Annotated in this window: 15 protein-coding genes and 1 pseudogene; 3 read left to right on the top strand and 13 right to left on the bottom strand. The window is 72.8% G+C overall.

Annotated elements, in window-relative coordinates:
* Positions 1–22: 22 nt before the first annotated feature.
* The 13 genes from CFRA_RS05780 to CFRA_RS05720 all read right to left on the bottom strand — a co-directional run bounded on the left by CFRA_RS05780 (position 23) and on the right by CFRA_RS05720 (position 14,960).
* The gene (locus CFRA_RS05780) at positions 23–754 is read right to left on the bottom strand and encodes a precorrin-6A/cobalt-precorrin-6A reductase (RefSeq protein WP_075663837.1); all 732 of its coding nucleotides are present in this window, start codon (positions 752–754) and stop codon (positions 23–25) included.
* Positions 755–762: 8 nt separating this feature from the next.
* Entirely contained in the window at positions 763–1,893 is a 1,131-nt protein-coding gene (locus tag CFRA_RS05775) for a M24 family metallopeptidase (RefSeq protein ID WP_075663836.1), read from the bottom strand.
* A 20-nt stretch (positions 1,894–1,913) separates the two neighbouring features.
* Positions 1,914–4,688, bottom strand: coding sequence for a DEAD/DEAH box helicase (locus CFRA_RS05770; protein ID WP_075663835.1), 2,775 nt, complete (start codon positions 4,686–4,688; stop codon positions 1,914–1,916).
* 24 nt (positions 4,689–4,712) lie between these two features.
* A complete protein-coding gene (tatC, locus tag CFRA_RS05765; RefSeq protein ID WP_245797489.1) occupies positions 4,713–5,672 on the bottom strand; it encodes a twin-arginine translocase subunit TatC in 960 nt (319 codons plus the stop codon).
* 3 nt (positions 5,673–5,675) lie between these two features.
* Positions 5,676–5,966, bottom strand: coding sequence for a Sec-independent protein translocase subunit TatA (gene tatA / locus CFRA_RS11435; protein ID WP_083666868.1), 291 nt, complete (start codon positions 5,964–5,966; stop codon positions 5,676–5,678).
* 82 nt (positions 5,967–6,048) lie between these two features.
* Positions 6,049–6,999, bottom strand: coding sequence for a helix-turn-helix transcriptional regulator (locus tag CFRA_RS05755; RefSeq protein ID WP_075663834.1), 951 nt, complete (start codon positions 6,997–6,999; stop codon positions 6,049–6,051).
* Positions 6,996–8,000, bottom strand: a complete 1,005-nt coding sequence (locus CFRA_RS05750) for a helix-turn-helix transcriptional regulator (RefSeq protein ID WP_075663833.1) — start codon at positions 7,998–8,000, stop codon at positions 6,996–6,998. Before CFRA_RS05750 ends, CFRA_RS05755 begins: the two co-directional genes overlap by 4 nt.
* Positions 7,997–9,403, bottom strand: coding sequence for a Pup--protein ligase (gene pafA, locus CFRA_RS05745; RefSeq protein ID WP_075663832.1), 1,407 nt, complete (start codon positions 9,401–9,403; stop codon positions 7,997–7,999). The genes CFRA_RS05750 and pafA overlap by 4 nt, the downstream gene beginning before the upstream one ends.
* Before the next feature lie 4 nt (positions 9,404–9,407).
* Positions 9,408–9,602 carry a ubiquitin-like protein Pup gene (locus tag CFRA_RS05740; RefSeq protein WP_075663831.1) on the bottom strand — a complete coding sequence of 65 codons (195 nt, stop codon included), beginning with the start codon at positions 9,600–9,602 and terminating at the stop codon, positions 9,408–9,410.
* A 73-nt stretch (positions 9,603–9,675) separates the two neighbouring features.
* The gene (dop, locus tag CFRA_RS05735) at positions 9,676–11,202 is read right to left on the bottom strand and encodes a depupylase/deamidase Dop (RefSeq protein WP_075663830.1); all 1,527 of its coding nucleotides are present in this window, start codon (positions 11,200–11,202) and stop codon (positions 9,676–9,678) included.
* 15 nt (positions 11,203–11,217) lie between these two features.
* Positions 11,218–12,843, bottom strand: coding sequence for a proteasome ATPase (arc, locus tag CFRA_RS05730; protein WP_083666867.1), 1,626 nt, complete (start codon positions 12,841–12,843; stop codon positions 11,218–11,220).
* A 21-nt stretch (positions 12,844–12,864) separates the two neighbouring features.
* Positions 12,865–13,701 carry a tRNA (adenine-N1)-methyltransferase gene (locus CFRA_RS05725; RefSeq protein ID WP_075663829.1) on the bottom strand — a complete coding sequence of 279 codons (837 nt, stop codon included), beginning with the start codon at positions 13,699–13,701 and terminating at the stop codon, positions 12,865–12,867.
* 11 nt (positions 13,702–13,712) lie between these two features.
* Positions 13,713–14,960, bottom strand: a complete 1,248-nt coding sequence (locus CFRA_RS05720) for a M18 family aminopeptidase (protein WP_075663828.1) — start codon at positions 14,958–14,960, stop codon at positions 13,713–13,715.
* A gap of 84 nt (positions 14,961–15,044) precedes the next feature.
* Here CFRA_RS05720 and CFRA_RS05715 point away from each other — a divergent pair, with 84 nt between their 5' ends.
* From CFRA_RS05715 to CFRA_RS11855, 3 genes and pseudogenes are all read left to right on the top strand, one after another.
* Positions 15,045–15,875 carry a RecB family exonuclease gene (locus CFRA_RS05715; RefSeq protein WP_156888058.1) on the top strand — a complete coding sequence of 277 codons (831 nt, stop codon included), beginning with the start codon at positions 15,045–15,047 and terminating at the stop codon, positions 15,873–15,875.
* 153 nt (positions 15,876–16,028) lie between these two features.
* Positions 16,029–16,592 (top strand): DUF6230 family protein, encoded by a 564-nt coding sequence (locus CFRA_RS05710; RefSeq protein ID WP_075663827.1) that lies wholly within the window; start codon positions 16,029–16,031, stop codon positions 16,590–16,592.
* Between the two features lie 165 nt (positions 16,593–16,757).
* A pseudogene (locus tag CFRA_RS11855) lies at positions 16,758–17,900 on the top strand (DUF6114 domain-containing protein); the annotation flags it as partial.

The following is a 17,900-nucleotide window of genomic DNA, read 5'->3' as shown; positions in this document are numbered from 1 at the left end:
GTCGCCCACCCTACCGGCGGGTTCACAGCGCCCGCACCACGTCCTCGGGCGAGTCGAAGACGGTCACGGCGGGCAGCACGTCGGGCCGGGCGACGGCGACGACGGGCACGCCGAGCGACTCCGCGGCGGCCAGCGTGACCTGGTGCGCGGCCTCGCCCGTGTCGGGCAGGACGACGGCGTCGACCTGGTTGTCGCGCAGCACGGCGCGCTCTTCGTCCTTTTGGCCCTGGTCCCGGAAGGAGTCCGGGACGCCTGCGACGTCCGGGAGGCTCGCGACGTCCCGGTGGCGGCGGGGCCACGCCTCGGCCTGGGCGGGCGCGCGGCGCAGGACGTAGAGGTTGTCGGCGTCGTCGGCGAAGGCGGTCGGGTCGAGCACCCCGTCCGCACAGTCGAGGAGCACGTGGTGCGCGTGGCGGGCGACCCAGGCCGCGGCGGCCTGCGCGTCGGGGAGATTGATCGCGCCGGCCAGTGCGGGCGGGGCGTAGGCGACCATCGGCACCCCGGTGGCGCGCGCCGCCTCCGCGGTGTCGGCGTGCAGCTCCGCGTCGAAGGACGCGGCGGCGTCGACGATCACCTCGATGCGGCCCTCGGCGATGGTGCGTGCCAGCCCGGCGGCACCGCCGTGGTAGCCGGTGAGCACCCGGCCGTAGGCGACGGTCACGGAGGCCGGCACCACGGTGGTCACCTCCCAGCCGCCGCGGAAGAGGCCGGCGACCAGGCGGCCGACCCCCTCGGCGCCGCCGACGACGAGCACGCGGGTCCTCACCGCAGCTCCCGGGGACCCTCGTTCAGGCGCTCGCAGCCGTCCTCGGTGACGACCACGATGTCCTCGATGCGGGCGCCGAAGCGGCCGCGCAGGTAGATGCCGGGCTCGACGGAGAAGGCCATGCCGGGCTCGAGGACGAGGTCGTTGCCGGCCATGATGAACGGCTCCTCGTGGGTGGACAGGCCGATGCCGTGGCCGGTGCGGTGGAAGTACGCCTCGCCGTAACCGGCCTCGGTGATGCGGGAGCGCGCGACGTCGTCAATCGACGCGGCGGTCACGCCGGGTCGCACGGCCGCGACGGCGGCCTCCTGCGCCTCGGCGAGCACGGCGTACATGGAGCGGGCCTCCTCCGGCAGCTTCGCCGGGTCGCCGCCGACGACGTAGGTGCGGGTGCAGTCCGAGTGGTAGCCGACGCCAAAGGTGCCTCCGATGTCGACGACGACCATGTCGCCGTCCTCGAGGACGCGGTCGGAGAAGTCGTGGTGCGGGTTGGCGCCGTTGGGGCCCGAGCCGACGATGACGAAGTCGACGACGTCGTGGCGCTCGAGGATCAGCTTGTCGATGTCGGCGGCGACCTCGGCCTCGGTGCGGCCGGCGCGCAGCAGCTCCGGGACCTTCGCGTGCACGGCGTCGATGGCCTGGCCGGCGGCGCGCAGCTGCTCGATCTCGGCGGCGTCCTTGCGGGTGAACAGCTCGGCCAGGGCCAGGGCGGCGACCTTGGTCTCGCGCGGGGCGAAGAGCTCCTGCAGGGCCAGCACGTGGCGGGTGGTCAGGCTGTCGCCGAGTCCGACGGCGCCGTCCGCGTCGCCCTCGCCCTCGAGGATGGGCGCGGCGGCCAGGGCGTGGGCGTTTTCGCCGTCGGCCCAGCCGAGCACCTCGACGTCCAGCTCGGAGACCGCGGAGTCGGCCAGCGAGTGCAGGTCGGTCTCGGGGGCGATCAGCCGGCTCTTCGTCGGGGTGACCGTCAGGGCGGTCAGGCGCTCGTGCGAGGAGGTCCAGGAGCCGGTGAGGTAGGCCAGCTCCGGGCCGGGGCCGATGACGATGCCGGCCAGGCCGCGCTCGCGCAGGAGACCCTGCGCGCGCCCGAGCCGGTCGGCGTAGACGGAGGCGTCGAAAAGTTCAGACATGCTCCCTATGGTAGGTCCGCTCAGTTGCCGAGGGCGACTACGCCCCGTCGGATCGCGTCGACGGCGCGGCGGGCGTTGCGGCGGACCTCGTCGGTGTAGCCGGTGGCCGCGACCTGCTCGAGCAGGTCGACCACGCGGCGGGCCCAGCGCACGAAGTCGCCCGGGGTCAGCTCGGCGCCGCACTCGGCGGCCGCCTGGATGGCGTAGCCGAGCGGCGCGCCGGCGGTCCACTGGTGCATGGCCAGGGCGAAGCCGGGCTCGGGCTCGCGGGTGACGGGCAGGCGGTGGCGGCGCTCGTCGGAGGCGAGCTCGGCGTAGATGCGCTCGGTGGCGTTCATCGCGTCGGCCATGTCGTCGGTGGGCGCGGCGGCCTCCCCGGAGGTCTCGCGGCGGTTCTCGAAGACGCAGGTCGAGACCGCGCCGGCCAGCTCCGCGGGGTCCAGCCCGTCCCAGATGCCGCGGCGCAGGCACTGGGCGACGAGCAGGTCGGCCTCGTTGTGGATGCGGGCCAGCCGCTCCCCCTCGTCGGTGACGTGCGGGGTGCCGGACCCGTCGAACTCGACGTAGGAGTACTCGGCGAGCAGGTCGAGGATGCGGGTGAAGGCCCGGGCCAGGGTGTCGGTGGCGCCGTCGACGGCGGCGGCCAGCGAGTCGGCCTCGCGGCGGCGCCGGATGAGCTTCTCACCGGTGCGCGCCAGGGACTCCCGGTCGGAGCCGGGCCAGTCGTGCACGGGGTGGGCGTGCACGGCCTCGCGCAGGGCGGTGACCTTGGCGGTGGGGCGCACGCGCGGGCGGGTGCGCATGCGTTTGGGCCGGCCGAAGCTGTGCCGGTGGAACTGGTCGCGCACGTACTTCGCGTGGCGGCGTGGGTTGTGCTGGACTCCCTTGGGCAGCTTCATGCGGCCGAGGACGACGGGCGGGTTCGCGAAGGCCCCGGCCTCGATGCGGCCGGCCCAGCCGGTCTCCGAGATGACCTGCGGGCGCGGGTCGCGGGTCTGGTTGGCCGGGTTGACCACGACGGCGAGCACCGGGCGGCGCTTGGCGGGCATGGCGATGACCTCGCCGCGCTGCAGGCGGGCCAGCAGGGTCAGCGTCTCCTTCTCGCGCTCGGCGTAGGCGTTGCGGTGCGCCGCCTTCTCCTCGTCGCTGAGTTCGCGGCGCAGCTCGAGGTAGTCGAGGAGGTCCTCGAGCGGGTCGTCGCTCGGCGGGGCCAGGGCGGCGACCTCGGCGGCGAGCTGCTCCTCGAGCTCGGTGACCCGGGTGCGGGCCCGGTCGAGTCTGCGGGCGTCGCCGACGACGGCGCGGTCGGCCTGGAACTGGGCGAAGGAGCTCTCGAGCACGTCGAGCGAGGTCGCGTAGCCGAGGCTGCCCAGCAGGTTGACGGCCATGTTGAAGCCGGGGGCGAAGGTGGAGACCAGCGGGTAGGTGCGCGTGGAGGCCAGGCCCGCCACCGCGTGCGGGTCGACGGCCGGGGCCCACTGGACCACGGCGTTGCCCACGGTGTCGATGCCGCGGCGGCCGGCGCGGCCGGTCAGCTGCGTGTACTCGGCCGGGGTGAGCTCGGCGTGGGTCTCGCCGTTGTACTTGACCAGCTTCTCGAGCACGACGGTGCGCGCGGGCATGTTGATGCCGAGGGCGAGGGTCTCGGTGGCGAAGACGGCGCGCACCAGGCCGTGCTGGAAGAGGTCCTCGACGATGAGCCGGAAGGCCGGGAGCATGCCCGCGTGGTGGGCGGCGAAGCCGCGGGTGAGCGCGGCGCGCCACTGGCGGAAGCCGAGGACCTTCAGGTCCTCCTCGGGGATGCCGGCCACGCCGGCGTCGACGATCTCGCCGATCTGCGCGGCCTCGTCCTCGTCGGTGAGCACGAGCCGGGAGCGCAGGCACTGGTGCAGGGCGCCGTCGCAGCCGGCGCGCGAGAAGATGAACGTGATCGCGGGCAGCATGCCCTGGTCGCGCAGCGCGGCGATGACGTCGGGGCGGCTCGGCGGGCGCCAGGAGCGCTCGCGGGTGGGCCGCTCGCGGCCGGGGCGGCGCCCCGTGGAACGGGAACGGAAACCGCCCCGCCGTTCGTGCGGGGCGTCGTCAGTCGAACGGCGCTCGGCGCGGTCGATGGCGCGCTGCAGCGCCCTGGAGACCCCTCCCCCGGTGCCCTCGGCGGCGACGGGGCCGGGCTCGAAGAGCGGCAGGACGGCGCGGCCGACGAGCATCCACTGGTCCAGCGGGACCGGGCGGTGGTCGGTGACGACGACCTCGGTGTCGCCGCGGACGGTGGCCAGCCACTCGCCGAACTCCTCGGAGTTGGAGACGGTGGCGGACAGTCCGATGATGTGGACGTCCTCGTCGAGGTTGAGGATGACCTCCTCCCACACGGCGCCGCGGGAGGCGTCGGCCAGGTAGTGTATCTCGTCCATGACCACGTGGCTGAGGCGGTCGAGCTGCGGGGAGTGCGCGTAGATCATGTTGCGCAGCACCTCGGTGGTCATCACGACCACGTCCGCTGAGCCGTTGATCGAGCGGTCGCCGGTCAGCAGGCCCACGCGGTCCTCGCCGTAGGTGGCGCACAGGTCGTTGAACTTCTGGTTGCTCAGCGCCTTGATCGGTGTGGTGTAGAAGCACTTGGTGCCCTGGGCGAGGGCGAGATCGACGGCGAACTCACCGACGACGGTCTTGCCCGCGCCGGTGGGTGCGCAGACGAGGACGCCGTGGCCGGCCTCCACCGCGCGGCAGCCGCGCAGCTGGAAGTCGTCGAGGTCGAAGTCGAGGCCGGCGGTGAAACGGTCGAGATGGGAGCCCATGGTCCCCCAGGCTAGTGGGCGGGCCTAGAGGACGTCCGAGTAGTCCGTCCCGTCGAGGCGGCGGGCGGCGTGGACGGGGGCCGCGGGGGCGACCGGGGCGGGCGCGGCGACGGCCCCGGAGGCCTCGTCGTCGTCGAGGTCCAGCCAGTCGGGGCGCTCGCGGCCGCGGCGCTTGTCGTTGACGCGGCAGAACTGCAGCGAGAGCTCGACCAGGATGTTCAGCGCGACGGCCATGGCGACCATGGAGAACGGGTCCTGGCCCGGGGTCATGAACGCGGCGAAGATGAACAGGCCGACGGCGATGTAGCGGCGCTTGTCCTTGAGCGCGTCGTAGGAGAGCAGGCCGACGATGTTCAGCGCGGCGATGAGCAGCGGCACCTCGAAGCTGACGCCGAAGACGATGAGCAGGGCCAGCAGGAAGTTGAAGTAGTCCTGGCCGGTCAGCGCTGCGAACTGCGCCTCGTCGCCCATGCCCATGAGGAACTCGAGGCCGTAGGAGAGCACGAAGTAGGCCAGCACGGCGCCGGCGCAGAAGAGCAGCACGGCGATGGTGACGAAGGTGAAGGTGGTGCGCTTCTCCGTCTTGTGCAGGCCCGGGGTGATGAAGGCCCAGACCTGGTAGAGCCAGACCGGGCTGGCGAGCACGAGGCCCACGATCGCGCCGACCTTCAGGCGCAGCAGGAACATCTCGAAGGGCCGGGTGGCCAGCAGGCGGCACTCCTCGTCGGGGCCGAAGGTGATGCGCATGTGCACGGGCAGCTCACAGTAGGGCCCGCGCATGAGCTCGCCCAGGGTGGGCAGCCCGAAGGCGGAGTTCTGGTACCAGACGAAGCCGACGACGGTGGTCGCGGCGACGGCCAGCAGGCAGATGATCAGGCGGCGGCGCAGCTCCTTGAGGTGCTCGATGATCGTCATCGTGCCGTCGGGGTTGGCCCGACGCTTCGACCCCGGCAGGTGCAGCCGGCGCTTGCGCTCCGCGGTCATGGACTAGGCGCGCTCCTCGCCCTGGGCGCGGCGCTCGGCGGCACCGGGGGCGTAGTCGTTGGCGTCGACGTCGGCGCGGCCGGAGCCCGAGGTGATTTCGCCCTGGGCGGGCTTGGTGGCCTTCGCGTCCTTGGCGTCGAGGTCCTCGTCGTTGCCCATCTCCTTCATCTCGGACTTGAAGATGCGCATGGAACGGCCGACCGAGCGGGCGGCGTCGGGCAGCTTCTTCGCCCCGAAGAGGATCACGATGACCAGGAGGATGATCAGGATTTCCGGCCAACCCAGGTTCGGCATCAGGGACTACTCCTTGCTTCGCGCTGCCGGCGCCCCCTTTCGGGCGCCTCGGGATACGCGCCCCAGGCTATCAGCCGGGGCGTCACTGACGGTCATCATACGCCGCGAGTGCGGCGGCCCGGCGTGCCGCGACGAAGTCGACGAGCTCGGGCGGGCCGGTCACCCGCAGGCGGTCGCCGTGCGAGAGCACGAAGCGCGCGAGCCACTCCCGCGAGCCGGCGTCGAGGCGCCCGGGGATCCACCCGTCGGCCGGTTCACCGAGCTCCAGCGGGACGGTGTCGGCGAGCCAGGCGATCGACTCGCGCAGCTCGAGCTCGGCGGTGCAGCCGGGCCCGAAGTCGAAGGGCGCGTCGGCGTCGAGGGCGGCGGCGCCGGACTCGGCGGGCTCGTCGGTGACCTCGAGGTCGTCCATGCGGTCGAGCCGGAAGGTGCGCTCCTCTCCCCCGTCGAGCGCGCGCAGGTAGGTGTGGCCCTCGTGGCTGAAGAGGTGGGCGGGGCTGACGGTGCGCCGCCGGGAGGTGTCCGAGGACAGCGAGGCGTAGGTGAAGGTGACCTTGCGGCGCGCGGCGACGGCCCCGCGAAGGTCGCGCAGCAGCCCGTCGGCGTCGGCGCCGGTGTCCTGCGGGGTGGCGTCGGCGACCCCGCGCGCGCTGCGGCCGGTGTGGGCGCGCAGCTTCGCGGCGGCCGAGCGCACGGCCTCCGAGTCGGCGATGCCGGGCACGTTCTCCAGCGACTCCAACGACATCAGCAGTGCCACGGCCTCCGAGGGGGTCAGGCGCAGGGCCTTGTCCAGGCCCTGGTCGTTGAGGATCTCGACGCGCCGGTAGTCCTTGCGCATGTCCACCAGGTCGTCGGGGAACATGCCGGGGCGCCCGCAGCAGAAGAGCCGGTCGAGGTCGGCCATGAGCTCCTTGGGCTCGCGGCCGAGGTCGCGCGCGGCCTCGAAGATGCTGCGGCCGGGGTGCGCGGAGAAGTACGGCAGCAGGTTCAGTGCGCGCACGAGGTCGGTGCGGCGGTTTCCGGTGGTGCTCATCGGTGCTCCTCTCCCCCGGTCCGCAGGAGATTGACGACGTCGCGCCGGGCGTCCGTGGGCGTGAGCAGCACGGCGTCGGCGCCGAAGCCGGCGACGGTGCGCACGAGCCAGTCGCGGTCCACGCCGGCGAAGTGGGCGGTGCCGTCGGCGTCGAGCTGCGCCGCGGTGCGGCGCAGCTCCTGGCAGCGGCCCTCCGCCAGGCGCACGGTGGCGTCGACGGTGGTGCGCCCGCGGGCGAGCGCCTCGGCGACGAGCTGCTGCAGGTCGCGGCCCTCGTCGGGGTGGGCGATCGGCTCGCCGGTCAGCTCGACCGCGCTGACGCGCAGCAGGCGGAAGGTGCGCGGCTCGTCACGGTCGAGGTCGTGGCCGGCGAGATAGAGCCGGTCGGCGTGGTTGACCAGGCCCCAGGGATCCATGCGGCGCCGCTGGGTCGCGCTGGCGCGGTCGCGCCGGTAGTCGAAGGTGACGGAGGTGCCGGTGCCGACGGCCTTGAGCACGGCGGCGACGGTGCTGTTGGGCACCCGGGCCAGGTCGTTGGCCGCGGTGAAGACGGTGCCGGCGGCGTCTGAGAGGTCGCGGTCGAGCCCGGCGGCGGCGAGCTTGGTCCAGCCGGAGCGGGCGAAGACCCCGAGCTCCGAGGAGCCGCCGAGGTCGCCGGCGAGCCCGAGCACGGCGGCCTCGTCGGGGGTGAAGCTGATGGGCGGCAGCTCGTAGCGCTCGCGCACGAGCCGGTAGCCGGAGCCCTCGCCGTCTTCGTCGCTGCTGACCTCGACGGGCACGCCGACGCGGCGAAGCTCCGCGATGTCGCGGTACAGGCGCTGGCGCCCGGTGTTGGCTTCGCCGGCGGTCTCGTTCGCGGGGTCGCCGTAGCCGTCGACGTGGGCGCGCAGCCACCCGGAGTCCAGGCGGGCGCCGCCGTGGTTGTCGGCGTCGATGAGCGCGAAGACGAGGTTGAGGCGGCGCTCGAGGCCGACGTCGCGCTTCGGTTCCCGGGTGCTCATCGCGGGGCTCCGGCCAGTTCCACCATGTGCCCGAGGCCCTCCGGGTGCGGCTCGAAGGGGTCGGCGAGCTCGAGGGTCTCCGGCTCGGGGCGGGTGACCTTGAGGCGCTGCCAGTCGCAGGTGACCTGGGAGCCGGCCGCACGTGCCGCGGCGAGGAACTCCCCGCGGGCCCGGGCGCGGGTGGTCGCCGGGGCCGTCTCGACGGCGGCGGCGATCTCGGCCTCGTCGACCCAGTGCTCGACCAGTCCGCGCGCGGCGAGCAGGGCGTAGAGCCCGCGGCCGGGGCGGATGTCGTGGTAGGCGAGGTCCACCTGGGCGAGCTTGGGGTGCGCCCAGTCGCCGCCGAGGCGGTCGCGGTAGCGCTCGAGCAGGTTGCGCTTGATCACCCAGTCGATCTGGCGGCCGACCCGGTCGAGCTCGCCGGAGTCGACGGCGTCCAGCGCGCGCTCCCACAGCTCGACGACGCGGGTCATCTCGGCGGTCGAGGTGCCTGAGGCAGCGTCGGGACGCTCGGCGAGCCAGGCGCGGGCGGCCGCGCAGCAGGCGCGCTGGATCTCGAGGGCGCAGGTGGTCGAGCCGTCGGCGCACTCGAGCTCGGCGCGCCCGGTGACGTCGCGGGCGACGACGCGCCCCTGGGCCACGGGCTGCTTCAGCTCGACGGTGGGCAGGCCGGCGCCGGCCTCCGCGAGCTCGAGCATGAGCAGCATGGAGCCGACCTTGAGCGCGGTGGTGGGCTCGGCCATGTTCGAGTCGCCGACGATGACGTGCATCCGGCGGAAGCGGTGGGAGTCGGCGTGCGGCTCGTCGCGGGTGTTGATCACCGGGCGCGAGCGCGTGGTCGCCGAGGACACGCTCTCCCAGACCTGGTCGGCGCGCTGCGAGAGCAGGAACTCGGCCGGGCGGTCGCCGCGGGGGCGGGTGACCAGGCCGGCGCCGCAGACGAGCTGGCGGGTGACCAGGAAGGGCATCAGGTCGCGGCCCAGCGTCTTGAGCACGGCGGAGCGGCCGACGAGGTAGTTCTCGTGGCAGCCGTAGGAGTTGCCCAGCGAGTCGACGTTGTTTTTGAACAGGTAGACTTGCGCGTCGATGCCGTCGGCGGCCACGGCCTGCTCGGCGCGCACCGCGAGATCGTCGACGACGCGGTCGCCGGCGACGTGGTGGGCCACCAGCTGGCTCAGCCCGTCGCACTCGGCGGTGGCGTACTCCGGGTGCGCCCCGACGTCGAGGTAGAGGCGCGCGCCGTTGGGGATGAAGACGTTCGAGCTCGAGTACTCGGCGACCACCGGGCGGAAGAGGTAGCGCGAGATCTCGTCGGGGCCGAGGGCGCGGTGCCCGTCGGCCACGGCGGTGATGCCGTACTCGGTCTCCAGGCCCATGATGCGGCGGGTGAAGACCTCCCCCATCGGCCTACTGCCCGCCCTTCTGGACGTAGGCGTTGACGAACTCCTCGGCGTTGGTCTCGAGCAGGCCGTCGATCTCGTCGAGGAGATCGTCGGTGCCCTGGGTGTTGACCTGCACCTGGCCCGCGGCGGAATCGAGGCCGGACTCCTCGGAGTCGTCCCGGCCGCCGCCCGGCTGGATCTGGGTGTTCTTCTGTGTCACGTGTGACCTCCAGACTCTGGTTCTGACTGCCGTCCACTGTAGCGACGGCGGGTTGAGGGTGCCCTCACGAACCTCACTGATCGGCGACTCGCTCGACGGGCAGGCCCGCGGCCTCGAGCGCGGCCACGAGCGCCTCCGCGTCGGACGCCGCTCCGACGGCCGCGCCGAGCTCGGCCTCGGTCGCCCCGTCGGTGGCGGGGATGCCGACGCGGGCAAGTCCCCCGGGCACGCGCAGGGCCAGGGACTGCCAGCTGGCGGCGGCGACGTCCTCGGCGAAGCGGGAGACGACGGTGCCGCGCAGCCAGGCGCGCGAGTCGGCCGGCGGGGTGTCCGCGGCGCGCTCGATCTCCTCGGGCGAGACGAGCGTGCGCATCCGGCCGGCGCGCACGAGCGCGTGGTAGAGGCTCCTGGCCGGGTCGATGTCGGTGTACTGCAGGTCGATCAGCTTCAGCTTCGCGTCGTCGACGGGCACGCCGCGCTCCATGTAGGAGGAGATCAGCTGCCACTTCGTCGGCCAGTCGAGGATGCCGGCCGCCGCCAGCGGGTCCCGGGCGAGCAGTCCGCAGACCTCGTCCCAGGCGGCGAGCACGCGCTCGTCCTCGGCGTCGCCGGCCGTGACGCGGTCCCGGTAGGCGGCGAGGATCTCGAGGGCCGTCAGCTCGCGGCCGTCGGCCAGGGTCAGCCGGTGGGTCAGCGTCAGGTCGTGCGAGACGGCCTTGAGCTCGGCGACGGGGTCGGCGAGCTTGAGGTCGGAGAAGTCGACCCCGGCCTCCACGGCGTCGATGACCAGGGCGGTCATGCCGAGCTTGAGCAGGTTGGCGGTCTGGGACATGTTCGCGTCGCCGATGATGACGTGCAGGCGCCCGTAGGAGTCGGGGTCGGCGTGCGGCTCGTCGCGGGTGTTGATGATGCCGCGGTTGAGCGTGGTCTCCAGCGAGATCGGCTGGCAGAAGTAGTCGGCGCGCTGGGAGATCTGGAAGCCGTCCTCCTCGCCCTTCTCGCCGCGACCCATGCGCCCGGCGCCGACGACGACCTGGCGGGTGACGAAGAACGGGATGAGGCTCGCGGCCAGCACCCCGAAGTCGGTGTCGCGGGAGTACTGGTAGTTCTCGTGGGAGCCGTAGGACGCGCCCTTGCCGTCGACGTTGTTCTTGTAGATCTTCACCGGCGGGCACGGCTCGTGGTTCTTGAGCACGGAGACGTCCTGGCGGGCCAGCTCCGCGATGTCGGCGGCGGCCCGGTTGAGGATGACGTCGCCGGCGGCGTCGTAGACCATCGCCTGGAACGCCGAGCGGCACTCCGGGGCGGAGTACTCGGGGTGCGCGTGGTCGACGTAGTAGCGCGCGCCGTTGTCGAGGACGACGTTGGCCACGCCGAGCGCGTCGGAGTTGACCACCGGCACGGTGCGGTAGCGGCGCAGGTCGAAGCCGCGGGCGTCGCGCAGCGGCGACTCGTCCTGGAAGTCCCAGCGGAAGCGCGCGCCGGTCTCCACCGCCGCGTAGGCGACGACGACGTGGGTGGAGGTGACGATCGGCGAGAGCTCAGGCCGGCTCGGGGTGGCGATGCCGTACTCGGTCTCGGTGCCCAGGAAACGTGACATGGGCCCGATCCTAGTTCAGCCGAGCGTGCGCACCTCGACGACGCGGCGGCCCTTCTCCCCCGTGATCCGGCTCCACTCGTCCGGGTTCGAGGTGTTGGGCAGGTCCTCGCTCTCGTGCTCCTCGGCGGCGACCGCCAACTGCAGGTGGTGCGCACTCACGCCGGCCGACGCGGCGTCGTCAAGCGCCCCGCCGGCGGCGATGAGGTCCTTGATCGCCAGCTTCTTCGCGCGGTCGACGATGTTGGCGATCATCGCGCCCGAGACGAAGTCGTGGTAGCAGAGCTCGCGCGTCGAGCCGTCGGAGTACTCGAGCTCGACGTAGGGCCGCGGGGTGAACAGGGCCTCGACGGCGGCGTCGATGAGCTCCCCGGCCGGCGCGGCCATCGGCACGGTGCCGCCCAGGTAGCGGGCGAAGATGTCGCGGGCCTGCTCGGGTCCGGGGCGCTCGACGCGGATCTTGACGTCGAGTCGGCCGGGGCGCAGCAGCGCGGGGTCGATGAGCTCCTCGCGGTTGGTCGCGCCGATGACGATGACGTTGCTCAGGCCCTCGACGCCGTCGAGCTCGGCGAGCAGCTGCGGGACGACGGTGGTCTCCACGTCCGAGCTGCGGCCCGAGCCGCGGGTGCGGAAGAGCGACTCCATCTCGTCGAAGAAGATGATCACCGGGCGGCCGGCGCCGGCGAGCTCCCGGGCGCGCTCGAAGATCACGCGGATCTGGCGCTCGGTCTCGCCGACGTACTTGTTGAGCAGCTCCGGGCCCTTGACGTTGAGGAAGTAGGACTGCGTGTCCTCGCCGGCGCGGCGGGCCAGCGAGTTGGCCACGGCCTTGGCGATGAGCGTCTTGCCGCAGCCGGGCGGGCCGTAGAGCAGCACGCCCTTCGGCGGGCGCAGGTCGTAGGCGCGGTAGAGCTCGGGGTGGGCGAAGGGCAGCTCGACGGCGTCGTGGATCTGCTCGATCTGCTCGTCGAGGCCGCCGATGTCGGCGTAGGTGACGTCCGGGACCTCCTCGAGGGAGAGCCGGGCGACGTCGGCCTTCGGGATGACCTCGAAGGCCCAGCCGGAGCGGCGGTCGAAGAGCACCGAGTCGCCGGCGCGCGGGGTGCGCGTGCCGGCCTCGATGAGGCGACCGGCCAGGGCGACGACGCGCTGCTCGCCGGTGCTGTCGGCGACGATGGCGCGCTCGCGGCCGAGCAGCTCGACCAGGGTGCCCAGCTCGCCGGTCTCCAGGAAGCCCGCGGCCTCGATGAGCTGGTGGTTCTGGCCCAGGCGCACGCGGATGCCCGGGCGCAGGTCGGCCTGGCAGACCATCGGCGACATGGGCACGCGCAGCCGGCGGCCCGAGGTGACGATCTCGGCGGACTGCCCGTCATCCGAGCGCTCGAGGAAGATGCCGTAGGTCGACGGCGGCTCGGCCATCGCCTCGATCTGCTGGTAGAGGTTGGCCAGCTTGTCGCGCGAGCTCTTGAGCATCTCGGCGAGCTTCGCGTTGCGCGCGCCGAGGTAGCGGTTGGTGCGGTTGAGCTCCGCGGTCTCGTCGCGCAGCTTCTGCAGCTCGTTGGCGCCGGTCCGCTCGCGCTCCCTGGCGGCGGCGGTGGCGGCCTCGCGGCGGCGGTGCTGGTCGAAGGACTCCGGCGAATTCATGGGCCCCACCCTAGCCCCGTGTCAGCGCCGGGCGCGGCGCTGCGGGTGCGGCGGGGTCACCCCGTCGGCCAGGCGGCGCGCCCAGACCAGGAAGGCGGTGTGCGCGTTCATGCGGTGCTCCGGGCGGGTGGCCTTGCCCTCGACGCGCCACTCGCGCAGCAGGGTCTCCCAGGCGCGCGGCTCGGCGAAGCTGCCCGTCCCGCGGATGCCCTCCATCGTGTTCATCAGCTGCGGCACGGTGGTCACGTAGGTCATCAGCACGCCGCCGGGGATGAGCAGGTCGCGCACGGTGTCCAGGAAGTGCCAGGGCTCGACCATGTCGAGGATCACGCGGTCGACCTGGCCGCCGGTGTCCTCGACCGTGACGTCGCCGAGGTCGCCGAGGTGCGGGTGCCAGTTGTCGGGCTCGCCGCCGAAGTAGGCGGCGACGTTCTCGCGGGCGAAGCCGAGGTGGTCCTCACGGATCTCCCAGGAGTGCACCTCGCCGGGCTCCCCCACCGCGCGCAGCAGCGCGATGGTCAGCGCCCCGGAGCCGGCGCCGGCCTCGAGGACGCGGGCGCCCGGGAAGATGTCGCCCTCGACGAGGATCTGGGCGGTGTCCTTCGGGTAGACCACGGCCGCGCCGCGCGGCATGGAGAGCACGTGGTCGACGTAGAGGTGGCGGAAGCAGAGGTACTCGCTGCCCAGCTGGGAGAGCACCACGGAGCCCTCGTCGAGGCCGATGATGTCGTCGTGGTGGATCTCGCCCTTGTGGGTGAAGAACACCCCGCCGTCCTCGAGGACGATGGTGTGGTGCCGACGCTTCGGGTCGGTCAGCTGGACGCGGTCGCCCGGCTGGAAGGGGCCGGAGTAGGCCATGGGGTAGCTCCTTAGAGGCGGTAGTAGGCGGTCAGCGCGGCGGCGAGCCCGGCCACGTCGGCCGGGTCGCACAGCTCGCGCGCCGAGTGCATGGACAGCAGCGGCACGCCGACGTCGACGGTCGGCACACCCGTGCGCGTCGCCGAGATCGGCCCGATGGTCGAGCCGCAGGGCACGGCGTTGTTGCCGACGAAGTCCTGCCCGCGCACCCCGGCGGCGGCCAGCGCGGCGCGCCAGCGGGCCACGGTCACGGCCGTCGAGGAGTAGCGCTGGTTGGCGTTGATCTTGGTCACGGGGCCACGCCCGAGGATCGGGTGGTGGCCCGGGTCGTGCTTCTCCGGGTAGTTCGGGTGCACCGAGTGCGCGGCGTCCGCGGACACGCAGAAGGAGCGCTCGAACATCGCGGCACGGGCGTCCCCGTCGGCGCCCAGCGCCCGCGCGGTGCGCTCGAGCACGCGGGTGAGCAACGGGCCGCCGGCACCCGTCGGCGAGGCGGAGCCGACCTCCTCGTGGTCGAAGGCCGCGAGGACGAGGACGTCGCTGCCCTCGGGGACCTCGCGGGAGGCGGCCGTGATGGCCTCGAGGCCGGCCCACACGCTGGTCAGGTTGTCCAGGCGGCCGGCGGCGAGCATCCCGCCCAGCTCGGCGGGCCCCTGGGCGTCGACGGTGATCAGGTCGGCGGCGACGATGTCGCCGACGGCGACCCCCGCGGCGTCGGCAAGCGACTCCTTGAGCGGCCGGCCCGTCCCCTCGGGGCCGAGCACCGGCTGGACGTGGCGCTGGCGGTCCGGCTCGAAGTCGTTGGAGCGGTAGAGGTGGATGGCCAGGTGCGGGATGCGCGCGATCGAGCCGGTGCGCACGAGCGCCGTCGAGCCGTCGCGCAGCGCCAGGCGGCCGGCGAGCTCGAGGTCGCGGTCGAACCACGACGGGATGATCGGCCCGCCGTAGACCTCGACGGCCAGCTGGCGCCAGCCGGCGGCGGTGAACTCGGCCTTCGGCTTGACCACGAAGCCCGGCGAGTCGTTGTGCGCGCCGACGACGCGGAAGGCCGAGGCCGGCGAGGCGGAGGCCGGCACCCACCAGGCCACGGTGGCCCCGCCGGAGACGAGCACGTGCCCGCCCGGCGTGGCGTCCCAGGGCGTGCCGGGGTCCTGGCGGGAGAAACCGGCGGCCTCGAGGCGGGCGGCGACCTCGGCGGCGGCGTGGAAGGAGCTCGGAGTGGCGCGGAGGAAGTCGAGGAAGTCAGCTGCTTCGGACATGCCCCAAGTCAACCACGCCGGCGTCGCAGCGCGCCGATAGGCTTGGGGGTGATCATGACTGCCACCGAAGAACCCCTGCCCGGAATGCCCGCCCACCACTCGACCGGGAAGGCGCGCCCGCTGGCGCTGTCGCCCTCGCGCGCCGGGGACTACCGGCAGTGCCCGCTGCTCTACCGCTTCCGCAGCATCGACAAGCTCTACGAGCCCTCCACCGTCGCCCAGGTCAAGGGCACCCTGGTGCACGCGGTGCTCGAGCAGATGCACTCCTGGCCGCGCGAGGAGCGCACGCTGCCGCCGGCGGTCAAGCGGCTCAAGCCGACATGGGCGGAGATGCGCGAGAAGGACCCGCAGCTCGACGAGCTCGTGCCCGAAGAGGACATGCTCGGCTTCCTGGTCGAGTGCCGCGAGCTGCTCAAGGGGTACTTCCGGATGGAGAACCCGCAGGGCTTCGACGCGGACTCCACCGAGCGCTACGTGCACATGGTGCTGCCCAACGGCGTGCCCGTGCGCGGGTTCATCGACCGAGTCGACGTCGCGCCGACCGGCGAGGTGCGCGTGGTCGACTACAAGACCGGCAAGAAGCCCCCGCGGCGCTTCTCCGAGCAGGCGTTCTTCCAGATGCGCTTCTACGCGCTGGTCTACTGGCGCCTCTTCGGGCGCATCCCCGACCAGCTGCGGCTGATGTACCTCAAGGTCATCGACTCGCTGTATCTGACGCCGGGCCCGCAGGAGCTGGAGTACTTCGAGCGCGACCTCGGCCGGCTGTGGGCCGGCGTCGTGGCGGACGGCGAGGCCGGGACGTTCCGGCCGAAGACCTCGAAGCTGTGCGGGTGGTGCTCCTTCCAGGACATCTGCCCCGCCTTCGGCGGCACCCCGCCGGAGTACCCGGGGTGGCCGGGCGCGGCCGAGAGTTGAGGCTGCGGCGTAATTCTTTGCGCGCCCTGTGCAGGCCTTTTACCGCGACACGCGCGAATCGTCGTACGTGGTGACCGCAGTCACGTTATTGTTTAGCGCACCCAACTAGACACCGCCGCCTTTGCGACGGAAAGACGTGACGGGAGAACTCCTATGGGTCACATCCGTAAGCTGCGCTTCGCCGGCATCCTCGGCCTCGGCCTGCTGGCCACCGCCGGAACCGGCGTCGCCATGGCGCAGGGCGGGCTCTCCGCCAACCTGGCGCTGTCCAACACCATCTTCACCCAGCAGGTCGGCGGCATCGACGGCACCGGCCTCGCCCTCTTCGTCGACTCCGACGAGATGGCCGACGGCGCCGTGGGCGTCTCGCGCCTGCGCATCGACGACGCGACGATCACCGACCTGTGCATGTCCGCGCCCGTGAAGGTGCCCGGTATCGGCGACCGCAAGTTCCAGATGGTCACCGACGGCGCGAACACCCAGGCCGACAACCTGGTCATCGGCGCCACCGAGATCGAGGGCACGCTGACCCTGGTCAAGCCGCAGATCGGTGTGGACACCGGGCAGCTGGGCGGGCCGTCCGGCTCCGGCGGCATCGCCGCCGAGAAGCTGCTGGCCAAGGACCAGGTCATCCACGCCTCGTCCATCGCCGCCGACCAGCTGACCGCCGCGGGCGCGAAGATCAGCATCGAGGAGGCCGACGGTGGCCGATGCTAGGCGGACCCGGACCGGGCGGCTGATCCGGGAGGAGAAGCCGGAGACTGAGGCCGTTGTGGCTGATGAGGCCGTTGAGGCCACGCCGGAGGGCGCAGAGCCTGTGACGGCCGCCGACGGCACGGGGAATCGACCCTCGAGGAGGCGAACCGCGGCTTCGGCGCGTGGCGCCGCGGGCGACCGTTCGTCGCGGGGCTGCTCATGGTCCTCTCCGGCGTGGTCATCATGGTCCCGGCCTACCTCTCCTTCGAGGTCTCCAACATCCAGGTGCAGATCTCCTCGATGTCGGGGGTGTCCACCCTGGTCATCGGTGCGCTGCTGATCACCTGCGGGCTGATGACCTGGTTCCGCGGCGACGGGCGCATCCTCACCGGCGTCACCGCGCTGATCCTCGGCGTGGTCGCCCTGCCGGCCTCGAACTTCGGCGGCTTCATCCTGGGCACGCTGCTCGCGATCGTCGGCGGCGCGATGGCGCTGTCCTGGAGTCCCGGGGAACGCCCGTCGAAGCGCCGTGCAGGTGCCGGCGCCGGGGCGGGCGCGGCGGCGGTCGCCGCCGTGACGGCACTCGGACTCGTCGCCGGTTCCCCCTCCCCCGCCGCGCAGGCGCAGCTGCCGGAGCTGCCGGAGGTGCCGGCGCCGGAGATCCCGGCCGTGCCCGGACCCGAGCTGCCCCAGGCGCCCGGGCTGCCCGCTCCGCCCGAGGTGCCCTCCGAGCTGCAGGAGCTGGTTCCCGAGGCGCCCGAGCTCCCCGGCCTGCCAGCGCCCGACGCGCCCGCCCCGGAGATCCCGGGGCTGGACACCGCGCCGCCGGAGCCGATCGCCGGCATGCCCCCGCTGCCGGGCACCACCTACACGGTGCGCTCGGACTCGACGAGGCTGCTGGGCAACGTCAAGCTCTCCTACGTCACCGTGGACACGCTGCAGGGCGAGCGCCCGGCGATCCGCATCGACGCCGACCGCGTCGTGCTGGACAACCTCAACGTGCGCTTCCCGGTCCAGACGGCCGGCACCACCGCCGTGTGGCAGCGCACCGGCCCCGGCCAGATCACCACGCTCAACGGCGACTTCCACATCATCGTCGCGAGCCTCGAGGTCACCCCGCAGCTGGCCGGGGTCACCTCTCCCCTGCCGATCCACATCGACGCCTCCTGGGCGCCGGAGGACGTGGCCCGCGAGCTGAAGAAGGTCGGCGCGGGTCTGCCGGACGCCGTCAGCGAGCAGCAGGTCATGCTCGACAACACGATGGAGACCTACTACATCACCTCCGGCGACCTGCGCGGGGCGCCGGGCACGACGATCGTGCCCGAGTAG

It is taken from the genome of Corynebacterium frankenforstense DSM 45800, from assembly GCF_001941485.1.
Classification (GTDB): Bacteria; Actinomycetota; Actinomycetes; order Mycobacteriales; family Mycobacteriaceae; genus Corynebacterium; species Corynebacterium frankenforstense.
The sequence above is the reverse complement of the archived record's forward strand: the minus strand, read 5'-3'. Positions and strand labels throughout refer to the sequence as shown.

Bases quoted from the DNA above. Each gene is read 5' to 3' on its own strand.
- CFRA_RS05775 (WP_075663836.1), bottom strand. From the start codon at position 1,893: ATGTCTGAACTTTTCGACGCCTCCGTCTACGCCGACCGGCTCGGGCGC.
- CFRA_RS05770 (WP_075663835.1), bottom strand. From the start codon at position 4,688: ATGGGCTCCCATCTCGACCGTTTCACCGCCGGCCTCGACTTCGACCTC.
- tatC (WP_245797489.1), bottom strand. From the start codon at position 5,672: ATGACCGCGGAGCGCAAGCGCCGGCTGCACCTGCCGGGGTCGAAGCGT.
- tatA (WP_083666868.1), bottom strand. From the start codon at position 5,966: ATGCCGAACCTGGGTTGGCCGGAAATCCTGATCATCCTCCTGGTCATC.
- CFRA_RS05755 (WP_075663834.1), bottom strand. From the start codon at position 6,999: ATGAGCACCACCGGAAACCGCCGCACCGACCTCGTGCGCGCACTGAAC.
- CFRA_RS05750 (WP_075663833.1), bottom strand. From the start codon at position 8,000: ATGAGCACCCGGGAACCGAAGCGCGACGTCGGCCTCGAGCGCCGCCTC.
- pafA (WP_075663832.1), bottom strand. From the start codon at position 9,403: ATGGGGGAGGTCTTCACCCGCCGCATCATGGGCCTGGAGACCGAGTAC.
- dop (WP_075663830.1), bottom strand. From the start codon at position 11,202: ATGTCACGTTTCCTGGGCACCGAGACCGAGTACGGCATCGCCACCCCG.
- arc (WP_083666867.1), bottom strand. From the start codon at position 12,843: ATGAATTCGCCGGAGTCCTTCGACCAGCACCGCCGCCGCGAGGCCGCC.
- CFRA_RS05725 (WP_075663829.1), bottom strand. From the start codon at position 13,701: ATGGCCTACTCCGGCCCCTTCCAGCCGGGCGACCGCGTCCAGCTGACC.
- CFRA_RS05720 (WP_075663828.1), bottom strand. From the start codon at position 14,960: ATGTCCGAAGCAGCTGACTTCCTCGACTTCCTCCGCGCCACTCCGAGC.
- CFRA_RS05715 (WP_156888058.1), top strand. From the start codon at position 15,045: ATGCCCGCCCACCACTCGACCGGGAAGGCGCGCCCGCTGGCGCTGTCG.
- CFRA_RS05710 (WP_075663827.1), top strand. From the start codon at position 16,029: ATGGGTCACATCCGTAAGCTGCGCTTCGCCGGCATCCTCGGCCTCGGC.